Origin of the sequence: Labrenzia sp. THAF187b (assembly GCF_009363375.1) — a bacterium.
In the GTDB taxonomy this organism is placed as follows: Bacteria; Pseudomonadota; Alphaproteobacteria; order Rhizobiales; family Stappiaceae; genus Roseibium; species Roseibium algicola.
Window position 1 is genome coordinate 350,418 of the sequence record NZ_CP045345.1, and the last position, 13,958, is coordinate 364,375.

The 13,958-nt window shown below is 57.2% G+C and carries 7 protein-coding genes; 3 read left to right on the forward strand and 4 right to left on the reverse strand.

The window, feature by feature from the left end; all coding sequences use genetic code 11:
- Positions 1–116: 116 nt before the first annotated feature.
- Positions 117–1,667, forward strand: a complete 1,551-nt coding sequence (locus FIV03_RS29475) for a glucan biosynthesis protein (protein ID WP_152512331.1) — start codon at positions 117–119, stop codon at positions 1,665–1,667.
- Between the two features lie 25 nt (positions 1,668–1,692).
- Here FIV03_RS29475 and FIV03_RS29480 read toward each other — a convergent pair whose 3' ends face one another.
- The gene (locus FIV03_RS29480; protein WP_152512332.1) at positions 1,693–2,394 is read right to left on the reverse strand and encodes a hypothetical protein; all 702 of its coding nucleotides are present in this window, start codon (positions 2,392–2,394) and stop codon (positions 1,693–1,695) included.
- 757 nt (positions 2,395–3,151) lie between these two features.
- Between FIV03_RS29480 and FIV03_RS29485 the strand changes: the two genes are divergently transcribed.
- A complete protein-coding gene (locus tag FIV03_RS29485; protein WP_173014633.1) occupies positions 3,152–3,673 on the forward strand; it encodes a PRC-barrel domain-containing protein in 522 nt (173 codons plus the stop codon).
- A 303-nt stretch (positions 3,674–3,976) separates the two neighbouring features.
- On the opposite strand, the gene FIV03_RS29490 is transcribed toward FIV03_RS29485, so the two are convergent.
- The 3 genes from FIV03_RS29490 to FIV03_RS29500 all read right to left on the reverse strand — a co-directional run bounded on the left by FIV03_RS29490 (position 3,977) and on the right by FIV03_RS29500 (position 6,681).
- Positions 3,977–4,666 (reverse strand): YiiX/YebB-like N1pC/P60 family cysteine hydrolase, encoded by a 690-nt coding sequence (locus FIV03_RS29490; RefSeq protein ID WP_173014010.1) that lies wholly within the window; start codon positions 4,664–4,666, stop codon positions 3,977–3,979.
- A gap of 192 nt (positions 4,667–4,858) precedes the next feature.
- On the reverse strand, positions 4,859–5,581 hold the full coding sequence (locus FIV03_RS29495) for a LytTR family DNA-binding domain-containing protein (protein ID WP_152512335.1): 723 nt from the start codon (positions 5,579–5,581) through the stop codon (positions 4,859–4,861).
- Complete coding sequence (locus FIV03_RS29500; RefSeq protein WP_152512336.1) at positions 5,569–6,681, reverse strand: histidine kinase; 1,113 nt, start codon at positions 6,679–6,681, stop codon at positions 5,569–5,571. The genes FIV03_RS29495 and FIV03_RS29500 overlap by 13 nt, the downstream gene beginning before the upstream one ends.
- Positions 6,682–7,215: 534 nt before the next feature.
- Between FIV03_RS29500 and FIV03_RS29505 the strand changes: the two genes are divergently transcribed.
- Positions 7,216–13,914 (forward strand): autotransporter outer membrane beta-barrel domain-containing protein, encoded by a 6,699-nt coding sequence (locus FIV03_RS29505; protein WP_152512337.1) that lies wholly within the window; start codon positions 7,216–7,218, stop codon positions 13,912–13,914.
- The last annotated feature ends 44 nt before the right edge of the window (positions 13,915–13,958 follow it).

The window sequence follows — 13,958 nt, forward strand, 5'->3', positions numbered from 1 at the left end:
CGCCTCATTCCTGCGATCCTGTTCCCCACCTGGAAGCCCGGTGTTTTGCACCATGAACTAAATTGTCCGTTCGTTCGTCTTTCAACGACAACGAAGCAAGACCGACTGGAAACTTCATGAGCAGATCTGTTTTCATTGCACTTTTTTTCATGGCATTTGTCCAAGGCGCTTACGCGAAATCCAGTGAACTGAAGAACCACCGGGGAGACCCTGAAGAATTCAGTTTTGCGACGGTGATCGCGAAGGCTCGGGAACTCGGGACAAGACCGTATGAAGCGCAAAAAGTGCGATCTGAAGATCTTCTGGAGGAAATTGACTACGACGCGCATTGGAAGATCAGCTTTCGCAAGTCGGCCACCCTGGAGCTGGTACCAGGCGTCCCAATTCAGTTTTTTCACCTGGGCCGCTTCTTCAAGCAACCGGTCAAGCTGAACGAAGTCGCTGATGGCGTTTCCCGAGAAATTCTCTATTCACCTGACTATTTCGACATGCCGCACGACAGTCCGGCGCGAAAGTTGCCCGAAAATCTCGGATTTGCCGGGTTCCGCGTCATGCGGGAAGATTTGAAAACCGACTGGGTTTCCTTCCTGGGTGCATCCTACTTCAGGACAGATGGCCAGTCTCGCCAGTATGGGCAGTCGGCGCGCGGACTTGCCCTTAACACCGGACTTTCGATGCCGGAGGAATTTCCCAGATTTACGGAATTCTGGTTCGAACCATCCGCATCGACAGATGACGGTTTGGTTGTCTATGCACTTCTTGATAGCCCATCTGTCGCCGGCGCCTATCGAATGCACATGAAAAATGAGGAGGGCAGTGGGCAGGTCATGGATGTGACAAGCCACCTATTCTTCCGAAAGTCCGTGGAAAGACTGGGAATAGCGCCACTCACAAGCATGTACTGGTACTCTGAGTCCAATCGCCTGAAAGGCCGGGATTGGCGCCCTGAAGTGCACGATACCGATGGTCTTGCGATGATTAGCCAGTCGGGAGAGATGATATGGCGGCCCCTCAACAACCCGTCCGAGGTTCGCACGTCCACCTTTCGGGCGGACAATGTGAGAGGATTTGGCCTCGCACAACGAGACCGGGAGTTTGAGAATTTTCAGGATGACGGAGTGTTTTATGATCGTCGACCGTCCGTCTGGATCGAACCTGACGAACCTTTTGGAAAGGGTGTGGTTCAACTGGTGGAGATCCCCACGGACGACGAGATCTATGACAACATAGTCGCTTATTTTTTACCGGACGAACTGCCGAAAGCGGGTGACGAATGTACGTTTTCCTACCAGATGACATGGCGTGATCAGCATCCGCTGCCTCAGTCCGGTGCCCGGGTTTTCGCAACCCGTATCGGCCAGGGAGGAATTCCAGGACAACCTCGACCGAAGGACCAGATGAAAGTCGTGGTCGAATTCCAGGGCAAATCCTTGAACGGGATGAAGAAGAAGGACGAGGTTGAGGCCGTTGTGGAGCTTTCCAAGGGTGAGCCAATAAATCTTTTCGTTCAACCTGTCGTCGGTACGGATCGTTGGCGCTTGACGTTCGATGTCAAGATCGACGGGCGTGACCCGGTGGAGGCGCGCGCTTTTCTGAAAGGCGGCGATGATGTCCTGAGTGAAACCTGGCTCGGGCAATTGATAGCGGAGCACCTGGAATTGGAATAGTTTCCCGATGTGGCAAAGGGCACAGTTACCAAGTGCGGGAATACCGAGCCTTGAAAACCGAACTGGGATTTTGTGTCTGTATTTCCCTGATGCTTGCCCGAAGTGTGAAGGCTTTGGTCAAGGGTTGTTGCAACGAAACGCTCGAGTGCCACACGGCGTCGTCTTTTGAGTTGTTGAATTCCGCTGCCAAGACTGTCGCGGTCGGGCCCAGAGACACTTCCACGCTCTTGGTGGTATTCCAGTCAATGTCATTCGTCTCGAAACCGGGCGTCTGGAAAGAATAGGAATCTCGCAAGATCAGGTTGGCGTGCCTTGTGAGTTTGATTTTCTTTCCTGCAGTGAATCTGGTCGATGCAAGGTCGTTGTCCGGGTCAAAGCGCAAGGTCAGGTCCGTCTCGTCCATTCCTGCCAATTTGTAGTCGTCTTCGAAACGCAGTCGTGTCCATAGCGTTCCACTCGGTACGTAGCTGCGTGGCGCATTGAGCACATGCCTGGGCAAAGCTGCTGGCATGTTGATATCCGATCCAAATGCAGGCCGGCCCGGAACAGGAAGCTGAGCGCCTACCGTCATGTTGTAGGAACTTTCAGATGGCTTTGAAAAAGACCAGACGTAAGGTTTGATATTCTCAGCGTGAACAGGCGTGACTGTTGCGGAGGCCGCTGCCGCAGTGCCTGTGATTACGCCCTTGATTACGGAAACTGCCAGTAGGTAACTCGGTGTGCGCATGTTCTATTATCGAGAGCTTGAGGTCGCTTGCTGTCGGTCTGACGGGATGAAACTGAGTGAACTTGATTCCGAAAAGGTTAATGCAACAGTACGCAATGATACCTTGCGAAAGTTACCTAGGTTTCGAAATATATATCTCTAAGTATCAGAGTTGATTGAATTAATATCTCTTCCGCTGATCATGTGAACATGGATATGCATATGGAATGAGTTCCACTTTTGCTGTGGGAATACACTGATTTCATAACCGCCGAGTTGATAAGAACCGCGTCTCGCGGACTTGCAACGTGGCTATCTTTTGTGGATCGGGCTCGAGGCATCCCCTTGCTACAATATAACTGGTCAACTTCCTGGCGTCTGTGTCTCAGAGGGCTTCAGGCATTCGGTTGTTCTGCAAACCCAGGCCTGTCGGCAAGTTAGCGAGCACCTTTTCCGCCGGAATTGCGTCGGTCTTCAAAGATGTCCACGGCGCTGAAAAATCTTCGGTGATTGACGATCGTCTCACAGAAAATCCTCTGTTGGCACAGTTATGTGTCTTTGGGGTGCCCTGTACCCCCGATCGCTGATTCAATTTATGGCTGCAAATGAAAGCAGTACATTCACATTCTGTTTCAATCTTGAAATGCGCCGGAACTCGGCGGTTTCCGAGGCGTTACTCCCATATCGTCGCCTCATCCCTGTCAGATACCGGCGACTTCAATCTGGGAGAGTTACAATGCTACGTGAACTTGTCACTGCGTCCGCAATCGGACTGTTCATGGTCGGCGGTGCGTATGCGCAAAGCTCGACTGAAGTACCTACGACTACCGTGCCGGCAACTCCTGCCACCCCTGAGCCCGTTCAGATGGTGAAAAAGGCCGAAGGACACCTTGCCACGGATCTGCTTGGCCGAACGGTCTACAATGGTACGAGTGAAGAGTCTGAAGCAATTGGCGACGTCAACGACTTCACTGTGGGTCCTGACGGTCAGATTCAGGCAATCGTGATCGGAGTTGGAGGCTTTCTTGGCCTGGGCGAGAAAAACGTCGCGATCGAGTACGGCCTTGTGAAGTTCGAAGATCGCAACGATAGCGAGGTGCTGGTGGTTGAAACGACCGCAGAAAAGCTGGATGCGCTGGAGCCCTTCGAGGAAGCTGCATATCGCCCCGTTCCAGCTGATGAAAGCGTGGATGAAACCAGGCCGGCAACCGCTGAGGATCTGAACAATGCACCGGTTGAGAAAGCTCCTGAGGCGCTGATTGATTCCGAAGCGGATAGAAACGTTACGCCTGCAAACTGACATCGTGACCAGAATGGTGCGGGCGGCATTCCGAAATGTCGCCCACACTAAAAATATTCCATAATCAAAATTACGCGATTCTCGCTTGTGAGCGGGGCACATTCTATCCCGAACTGCAACAAAGGCGCTAAGCTGCCTGCTTTTCGGGAGCGATGTTTTGTCAGTTCCTGAGGAACCGATACGACCCCTGATCGATCGGTTGAACAACACTCCAAGGAAATGCCTCGGATATAAAACGCCAGCCGAAATTTTTCGCCAAGGAATAGAATTCTGACAAGTCTTTCGCGTCAGTCAGTAATCTTTTCAGTTCTTAGCAAAAGTTGAGACAACAAGCTCCAGCTGTTGGCTGCGTGCTAGGCTGGCAGGCGTGATGACGAGCTGGTCTTTAATTAGAGACCAACAATCCTCACGACTTGATCCAAGTTCCTTGCAATCAGGATGTTCCTTCCAGTGATTAAGAAAGAAAGACCGGGCGGCCTCGTTCTCAACATTCAGATCGCCTAAGCGCTCATAGCCGCCAAGTTCAATGCCGATCTTCTTTGCGCTCAGGTATACTAATTCGCTACTATAGATTTCTGATTCACCTTTTCTGTAATAGAGGTCATACTCCCAGTTAAAATAATCTGTCGCAGCAAGTACGATCGGGTGATACCAATCTTTGGGTGGGGTTAAATTCTTGATCCGGTATATTTCGTAGTCATGTCCAACTCCGCGTTGCAAGAATACATCTAACTCTGATTCGTAAACATCGCCGTCCGACGTTGCTTCGACGACAATGGGGCCGCCACCAGAAGCACGCAGGATTCCAACATGGGTCAATCTGCTGCCAGTGGCAGCTTTAAGCATTTCCGCTTCAAAGTTGCGCGTCTCCTGAAAAATCAGGTCTCCTCGTTGCCAATTACCGAGCAGCTGATCCGCAAACGCTGTGTTGGCAGACGAAAAAGACAAGAAAACCGAAGCCCAAAATATTTGGTTCAGTACCTTTGGCCTCATACAAATCCCCGATTGAATGCCACGTATGGGGCAATGTCCTTGAAACTTGGCTGTGCCCCTAGAGTAGAAATGTTTGCGCATACAACCAACATTTAGTTCATCTGCAACGGGCTTGACAACCTAACCAGCGCGCAAGGCAACGCGTACAAAATCGGAGGACGCAGGGGCACCGGACGCCAACGCCTGAATTGGCTAACCCTTGGACCAGGCGCGCAGGCGTCGGGCGGCGGTTCGACCGATGATCACGGGTTCGGTTTGACCGCGTAATGTGACTGCCTGTTTGCCACCAGCGTCGTGTTTGATGGCCTCAATGGTGCTGCTGTTTATGATAATCGAACGGGAGATGCGCACCAGTTCGCGGTGTTCGATCTCGACTTCAAACTGACCCAATCGCCGGCTCACAAGGATCACACGGCCACGCGTCAGATGAACCCGTGTGTAATCACCTTCCGCTTGCAGCATCGCAATTTCATTGAGCAACAAGAACTGCGTCGCACCATCGACACGGATTGCTATACGTTCGTCACTGGCACCTGGGGAGACCGCACGCCGCTCCCTTTGCCGTACGATAAGGCGATCGATGGCCCGCTCAAGGCGCTCGGGCTCGACTGGTTTCAGCAAATAGTCCGCCGCTCCATGGTCAAATGCACGTACCGCATGATCTGCATGCGCTGTGACGAAAACAAAATCGTACGGATTTTCATCCGCACGCAGTATCGCAAACCCGTCTGGTTTACCCATCCCGAGGTTTATGTCGAGGAAGGCTGCATCAGGAGCGTGCGTTTCCAGCAGTGTCTTGGCTTCCGCCATCGAAGCGCCCGTGCCGACCACTTCCACTGCATCATGGGCATTGCACATGCGGCTCAGAAGACGCCGCGCCGGCGGTTCATCATCAACGACAATCACGCGAAGCATGGTTCACCCGAGAGCGTGAGCTCTGCAACAACTTCGTCTCCATCATGACGCAACTGAAATCGGTGACGGTTCGGGAAATGCAGGTCGAGGCGGCGCTGTAAATTTGAGAGGCCAATGCCCGTATCGGTCTTGCCCGGGATCAGTTGACCTGCGTTTCGAACCTGCAGGAGCAGACCCTTATCGTCCTTGTGTGCCGAAACTCGGAGGTTCAGGTCCGACGTGTAGCCGTGCTTGAAGGCGTTCTCAACCAGTAGCTGGAGGGTCCATCGGGGCAACAGGTGTTGTGCCGCAAAAGGAGTGACATCGAGGCCCATCAGAAATGGCACTTCGAACCGGCCTTCCTGGATCCTGAGATAAGTGCGCAAACTATCGATTTCTTCGGCGAGAGAACAGACCGGGCGCTGATGTTCCTCCAGGTTATGGCGCAGGAAAGCCGCGGTGTTGCGGATCATTTCAAGCGCGCCGTCTGGATTATAGTGGATCTCCGCCGCAATCGTGTTCAGCGTGTTGTAAAGAAAATGCGGGTCGAGCTGAGTACGCAGACGATGCAACTCGGCACGTGTTGCATTGGTTTCCGCGAGGATACGGCGGGTTTCAGCAGCGCGCGCCTTGCTCCAGGAAATCATCCAGGCGTAGAGCGAAAACCAGCATACAAAAATTGCGAAATAATAGGCGCCAGGGATCGCGGCAACGCCGCCATCGCGCCAAGGCAAGGTCTTTTCGAAAGAGGCGAGGATCCCTCCGCCGATCAACATCTGAACGCCAGCGGCAACGACGCAGAACGTAAAGCCAAAGAACGCGAAACGAGGGCTTATCCTGACGACCCCAAGGCGGACAGCGGTCATATGGAAGCCAGCGGTCATCAAGAAACCGAGAGAGTCCAACGTCAGCGTCATCTGCGCGGCGAGAAGCGTATCGTTGTAAAGCACGACGCGGGCGAGAAACCCAATCGAAGCGAGGAAGAGCCACGCGGTCGTATGTGCTTTCAGGAGAGGAAAGCCAACTTCCAGTAGCGCTGTTCCAGGGTTGTCGAATTCATATTCGTCTGCAGGCGCCAGCGAGTTGTCCCAGGGATCGTTCTTCAATTGAGCACCGCGCATCGGTCGGTTCGTTCTCACGTGGGGTCGAAAAAGAGGATCCGCAGTTTTACGTACTGCGCTCGCGCCGGGCGAGCATGCGAGGTAATTGCGCGGCAGTCAACACAAAGGGCGCTCACGGTACTTTCAAGCAATGCTGAAAATGCTGTTTCGTCGAGTGTTTTTGTCAATTCATCGATCCAAACTTGCAGTGTGTTCGACCGAAATGAAATGGATTGCGCATTGAGGCTTCGCATAACCGACCCACGCCTATGCGACTGAATTTTGTTTCCGGAGTTCCCTTAAATGATGTGCCGCATGCTGTCCGCTCGCCGTTTTGACGATAACGACAAGAACAAGAGCAACGTTCGCGCCTGTGCAGCCAAGCAAGGAATGTTGGTTTCAACATCTGTGCTTGCTCTCATTTATGCACTCCCTGGCCACGCCAATGATTGTACATATCCCGTACCCAACAACGGTCCGGTGAACTGCACCTTGGACTCAGGCACCACAAGCGGTGTCTCGATCGTCCAGTACGGTTTTGAGTCCGGCGTCTCGATGACACTCGAAAACAATGCGACGCTCTCGCAGAACACTGACGCCGCGAGTTATGAGGAAAACAGCAATGAGCTGTATCTTCATTTCTTCGGCTTGAACGGAACTACCGATGATGGAGTAAACGGCGTTGCCGGACCGTCACTCACGGTCATCAACAATGGCAACATCACAGCAACGGGCACCGCATCTCAGTCAGACACGGTCACTGAAATCGCACCTATCGAGATCCTCAGCAACGGTGGAAGCGGCGCGACGCCGGACGACAATGGTACCGGAGGTTCGGGTGCTAACGGCGGCACCGTGACCATCACCAACAATGCCAGCATCATCATCGACCCATCCGCAACGCAGGACGTCAACGCAGAACTTCGGGGCATACGCGCGCACAGCAACGGTGGCGCCGGCGGCGACCAAAACTCAAGCCTGGTGATCGGTGATCAGTATGGCGGTCAGGCTGGTGACGGGAATACCGTCTCGGTGACGAATTCGGCGAGCGGGACCATCTCGTTCGGCAGCGATGGCGCACCCGTGTCCGGTGAAAATGTGGGCCGTGCCATTGAAGCGGTGAGCCAGGGAGGGACCGGTGGTGACGACAACGGTCCTGGTGGTCAAGGCGGATCCGTCACCATAACCAACGAAGGTACAGTCAACGTTTTTTATAGCGAGCGTGCAACCGGTTCCAGTGGCGTTGCTGGCCTCTACGCCCGCAGCGAGGGCGGTAGTGGAACGGAGTCGAATGACAATAGCGACGATGGTGGTGCGGGGGCGTCCGGCGGGGCAGTCACCATCAACAACAGCGGTTCAGTCCGCGTAGATACTTCGGCCACAGCAAATCCGATCCAGGGCGAGTCTGCTGCATTGCTTGGCATATCGATTGGCGGAGCTGGAGGCGAGTCATCCAACAAGGCCACAGGCGGTGCTGGCGGTTCGGCTGGCACCGTCACCGCCAATCCCTCCGGCACGATCGTGACCGATGGTGACGGCATATCGGGGTTGATCGCTCGCTCCGAAGGCGGCGCAGGTGGTGACGGCGATGGCGATACGGATTCGACCGGTGGGAAAGGTGGTGCCGGCGGTGATATCCAGGTGAGCCTTGGCGGTTCGATCACGACTTCCGGCGATGAGGCCTACGGTGTCATGGGCCAATCCATCGGCGCGCTTGGCGGAGGCAATGCCGGGACCGGCGGACTTGGGGGCAATGGCGGTTACGTCGGCTTTTATAGCACTTCGGGGTCGGTGACCACGGCCGGTGACTTTGCCTCTGGTATCACGCTGCATTCCGTGGGCGGCGGCGGTGGCACAGGAGATAATTTTACGGGTGTGCTGGCAGGGTCCGGCGGAAACGGCGGCAACGGTGGTGATGCCGGACAGGTGGAACTCTCATCCGGCTCCGCAGTCACTACGAGCGGTGACTATGCAGCGGGCATCATCGCGCAGTCCATTGGTGGATCTGGCGGGACAGGCGGTATTGGCGCGGGGCTCTTCCTGGGGCTCGGCGGTGACGGCGGTGCTGGCGGTTCTGCCGAACAGGCAATTGTCAACAACACGGGCGTTATTGTCACCAGGGGCTACGGCTCAAACGGCATCATCGTCCAGTCGCTGAGCGGCGGTGGCGGCGTGGCGGGCGTTGATGGTGGTACCTTGTCGATTGGCGGCCAAGCGGGCGCCGGTTCCAACGGCGCGCGTGCTTATGCGACCAACAACAACAACGTGACAACCAGCGGCGATGCGTCGGTGGCGATCGTGGCCCAGTCCATCGGCGGTGGCGGCGGCTCGGCCGCGGGCAGCGCGGGAATATTCGTGGTTGGTGGTTCAGGGTCCGCCGGCGGTAACGGAGGCGAAGTCGAGGTCTATCATGTCGGCGGCGCGCTGAGCACTGCAGGCGAGTTCTCGCATGGCATCACGGCGCAATCCATTGGTGGCGGCGGCGGTAACGGCGGTAATGTGTTGGACCTCTCGATCGGTTCCATCGGCCTTGCTGGTGTTGGCGGCTCTGGCAGTGCCGGTGGCGACGGCGGGTCCGTGTGTGTCACAAATTTCTACGACACCGCTTCTGGTTGTTCGAATGCGCCAAGTGACGATAGGTCCGAGGCACCGGCGACGAGCATGGCGAGTATCCTAACCATTGGCGACTTTGCCGTGGGCGCAATGGCTCAATCCATCGGAGGTGGCGGTGGCAACGGTGGCTCGGCAACAGGTGTGGACATCGCATCGGTCACCAATCTCCAGGTGGGCGCTTCTGGGAGCGCCGGCGGCAACGGCGGCGAAACCCGGCTTTCCTTCAATGATTTTAAAGTCGAAACGCGAGGCAACAACGCCACAGGCTTGCTTAACCAGTCTATTGGGGGCGGTGGCGGCAATGGAGGCAATGCGCTTGCAAAGAACGCCTTGTCACTTCTTCCTATGCAAGTCGGCGGCAACTCTGGCGTCGGTGGAACCGGCGACAGCGCGACAACCGAACTAAATCGCACATTTGTAAAAACACTTGGTGCCAATGCGGCGGCCGTCGTCAACCAGTCGATTGGTGGCGGTGGCGGTACCGGGGGATCAGCGTCGGGATATGATGGCAGCGTCGGGATCAGCATCGAGACCGCCGTTGGCGGCAGCGGTGGAGCTGGTGGCAACGGCGGGACTTCCGATGTCCTGCTGGACGAGGGTACCGTTATCGCGACAGGTATCTATCAAGGGTCTGATGGTACGGCCGCCAATTCGTCCGCAACCGACTCTCACGGCGTGATTGCCCAATCCATTGGCGGCGGTGGCGGCGCCGGCGGCACAGCGACGGCGGATGCCATTACCCTGGCAGCTCCGACCGGTGAAGATGTTTCCTTTGCCGTTACGATTTCCACCGCAGTTGGTGGGTCTGGTGGCGTCGGTGGCAATGGCGACTATGTCAGCGTCGGCCTCACCGGCACGAAGGAACCTTCGGAAATTGCGACAGGCGGTGACGGGGCGTTTGGTATCCTGGCACAATCTATCGGCGGCGGTGGCGGCGATGGCGGCGGCTCTTCCTCCCTCGCAGACACAATCGGCGATGCCGATACGATTTCGGTCGATGTCTCTACCAGTATCGGTGGCACCGGCGGGTCCGGCGGGAATTCCGATGTGGTTATCGTCGGCATCGATACAGGCTCCAGCGTCCAAACCTATGGAGACCACGCCAACGCAATCGTTGCACAAACCATTAGTGGCGGCGGCGGCAACGGCGGTGTCGGCAGTTCCAGCAGCAACAAAATCGGTGGCGGCTTCAATGCCACGGTGAATATCGGTCTTGGAGGCACAGGTGGAACGTCAGGTTCCAACAATAGTGCCACCGTCGAGCTGGACACAGGGTCTACCGTTGCAACCTACGGCGCAAACTCACATGGGGTGGTGGCGCAGGCGATCACTGGCGGTGGCGGCACCAGCCAGGGGGGGAACATCGGTCTGTCGGCCTCCGGGGAGACCGGCGGTGACGACGACGACGACTCGTCGGATCTTTCAGCCTCCGTCACCGTCAACGTTGGGAGCACCGGAGGCAACAGCACGACCGCAGGAACTGCCGAAGTTACCGCCCTGGGTTGGGTTTCTACAACTGGAGGCGATTCCGACGGTATCGTTATTCAATCCATCGGCGGTTCTGGTGGCATCGGTGGCTCGGCCGGTAGCGACGCCGGCGATGATGGTGACGGGGACGAAAACGACGGCGGATTCCAGGGCGGCGACGAAGACACAAGCTACACGCTCACGGCTTCCGTCGGCGGCACAGGCGGCACAGGCGGGAATGGCGGCGGCGCCGTCCTTTCCTTCGGTGGCAACGTAACCACCAAGGGCGATTGGGCCGATGGTATCGTGATGCAATCCATTGGTGGCGGTGGCGGCACGGCCGGGACTGCCGTCGCCGCCGGCAGCGAAGCCACCGCCTCTCTCGATCTCGCTGTGGGCGGTACGGGCGGCACAGGCGGAAACGGCGGTGAAGTTTCAGTAACCCTCACAGACACGGCTGCTTCGGTCGCGACAATGGGCTATGGCGCACACGCCATGCTCCTCCAAAGCATTGGCGGTGGTGGTGGCCACGGCGCGGACGGTTCCGATTCTGCCGATGCCCAGATTGCCGTCGGTGGCGGTATCGGTGGTAGCGGAGGTGCGTCCGGCAACGGCGGCGCGGTATCTGTAAGTGGCGATTGGCTGTCGGCCAGCACGCAGGGCGATGATGCGTTTGCTCTTTTCGCCCAATCCATTGGCGGTGGCGGCGGCACCGGTGGCGCCGGCAGCAGCGAAGCGTCGGACAACGACGATAGCCACAGTCTGAGGCTGTCCTTGGGTGGCGACGGCGGAGGCAGCGGCAATGGCGGCACGGTCACTATCGACACCGGCGTAACCATTAAAACTGTTGGCGACCGCGCCTACGGCATCCTGGCTCAATCCATTGGCGGTGGTGGTGGCGTATCGGGCAGTGCTGACGGCGGCAGTATCAGTAGCCTGGCTCTCAACGGCACTGATGGCACGACCGGCAATGGCGCGGAGGTGTCGGTGACCCTGGACTCAGGATCCACAGTTACCACCACAGGGCGCGGAGCGCATGCCGTCATCGCACAGTCGATCGGCGGTGGTGGCGGCTTGATGGGTGATATCAGCGGGGCGTTCAACAACGACTCAATCGGAGTAAGAGACGGCGATGGTACCGGGGGCACTATCTATGTGGACGTCGATGCGGACATCACCACATCCGGCGACGGCGCCTTCGGAATTCTGGCGCAGTCCGTCGGTGGCGGTGGCGGTCTCGCCGGAGACAGCAACGGTGTTTACGCCGGCAGTAGCGCGACTTCGCCTGCGGGTGGCGACGGCACCGGCAGCGGCGGAGCCGTTACAGTTGTCCAGTCCGGTACCATATCGGCGGGCGGTGAAGGCTCGATCGGCATTTACGCCCAAAGCGCGGGTTATGCGAACACGCAGGCCATCAATGTTACGACAAACGGAACCGTAACGGGGGGAACCGGATCGAACGGCGCGGCGGTCCTCACATCGGGGGGCACGACGGACAACACGGTTGAAGTGACCGAAGGTGCGCTCGTTCTTGCCGGCACCGGAGGCGACGCAATTCGACATGAAACACTCGATGACGAAGGCGTCTCTGGAGAGAGTACCCTGCTGGTGGACAACAGCGGTGTCATCGACGGATCCATCAGACTCCACGCGGATGGCGACCCGGTGGCAGGTCTGATCCAGAACAACACCGGTGGCACGCTTCGGGGCGCAACTGTCTATACCGGTACGTTGACCAACTCCGGGACGGTGGCAATCGGCGATCGGGGTAATAAAGGCACCACACGGCTCTCGGGCGATTTCACACAGAGCGAGAGCGGGATCTTGCAGGTTGGCGTCGATTTTTCTGGCGCGCGGAGTGACCTGTTTTCGATTGAAGGAAATGCGACGTTTTCTGGACAACTGTCGGTGGATGCCGGCACACTTGCGCCTAATGTTGAGCTCGAAGTCGTGAATGTCGTTGGCGCTCTCAACGGGTCGTTGGAAGCCGCCGACACCGCCGCCGTCGACTACAGTCTCCGCACTGAAGGCGGCTCCGTGAAAGTATCTGTGGCGGACACCCGGTTTGAAAGTGCGTTCAGCGTGTTCAACCGAAATCAACGAAACATGGGGGCTCACCTGGATGCGATCTTCGACGCCGGGAGTGGTCCTTATGGAGGGTTGCTCGCAGATTTGGATCGCTTGTCGAAAAGCGATACCAGCGGTCAGTCTTTTGCAAAAGCTCTGTCCGCTCTTGCACCTGGAGGCTCGCAGGCAGCCGCCGCAGCACAGGCTCAACTGGCCTCGGGTCGTCTCGGTAAAGTTTTGAGCTGCCCGGTGTTTGCCGGGGACACGGCAATCCTTGAGGAAGAAGCCTGTATCTGGAGCAAAGTCGGCGCCGCAGCTGTCACACAAGGCGGCAGCCCTGGCTATGATGGCAACGTCTACGGTCTGGCCGCCGGAGCTCAATTCGAGGTGCGCCCCGATTGGTTCGTTGGTTTTGCCGCAGGCTACGAGAACGCCTCGTATGACAGCAATGACGGCTTGTCCAACGTGGAAGGCGACACCGGCTTCGTCGCAGCGGCATTGAAACGGCAATGGGAAGGATGGCTGCTGGCGGGCGCGGTGTCGGCTGGCTATGGCACCTTCAACACAACTCGCCTGATCGACCTGCCCAGCTTCAGCGGAACAGCAAACGGCGATATGGATGTGACAACTGTGGCCGGCCGCATCCGGGCCGCCTACACCTTCGGCAATGAAAAGGGTTATGTGCGTCCCTTCGTGGACCTCGACGTGATCAACACCTACACCAGCGGCTATGACGAACGCGGGGCGGGAATCTATAACCTCCGGGTCGACAGTGAGAGCCAGACTACGTTCGTGGCGACACCGGCACTGGAACTGGGTGCACGTCTTGCGCTCCAGGAGGGCTGGGTCGCCCGCGGCTTTGTGCGGGGGGGCGTAAGCTTTTCCTCCGAGGACAACTGGACCACCTCGGCCGCACTCATTGAAGCGCCTGTGGGTTCCGGTACTTTCGAAGGCTCTCTTGCACTTGCTGATGTCGTTGGCCGAGTGGCAACCGGCGCACAATTTACCCACACCTCCGGTTTCGATCTGACCGCGGAATACGAAGGTGCGTTCGGCAACGACTATTCAAGCCACAGTGGTGCGCTCAAGTTTTCCTTCAGGTTTTAAGCGCTGAGAAGTCCCTGTCCCGGATCAGGCTGACACCGTCACGG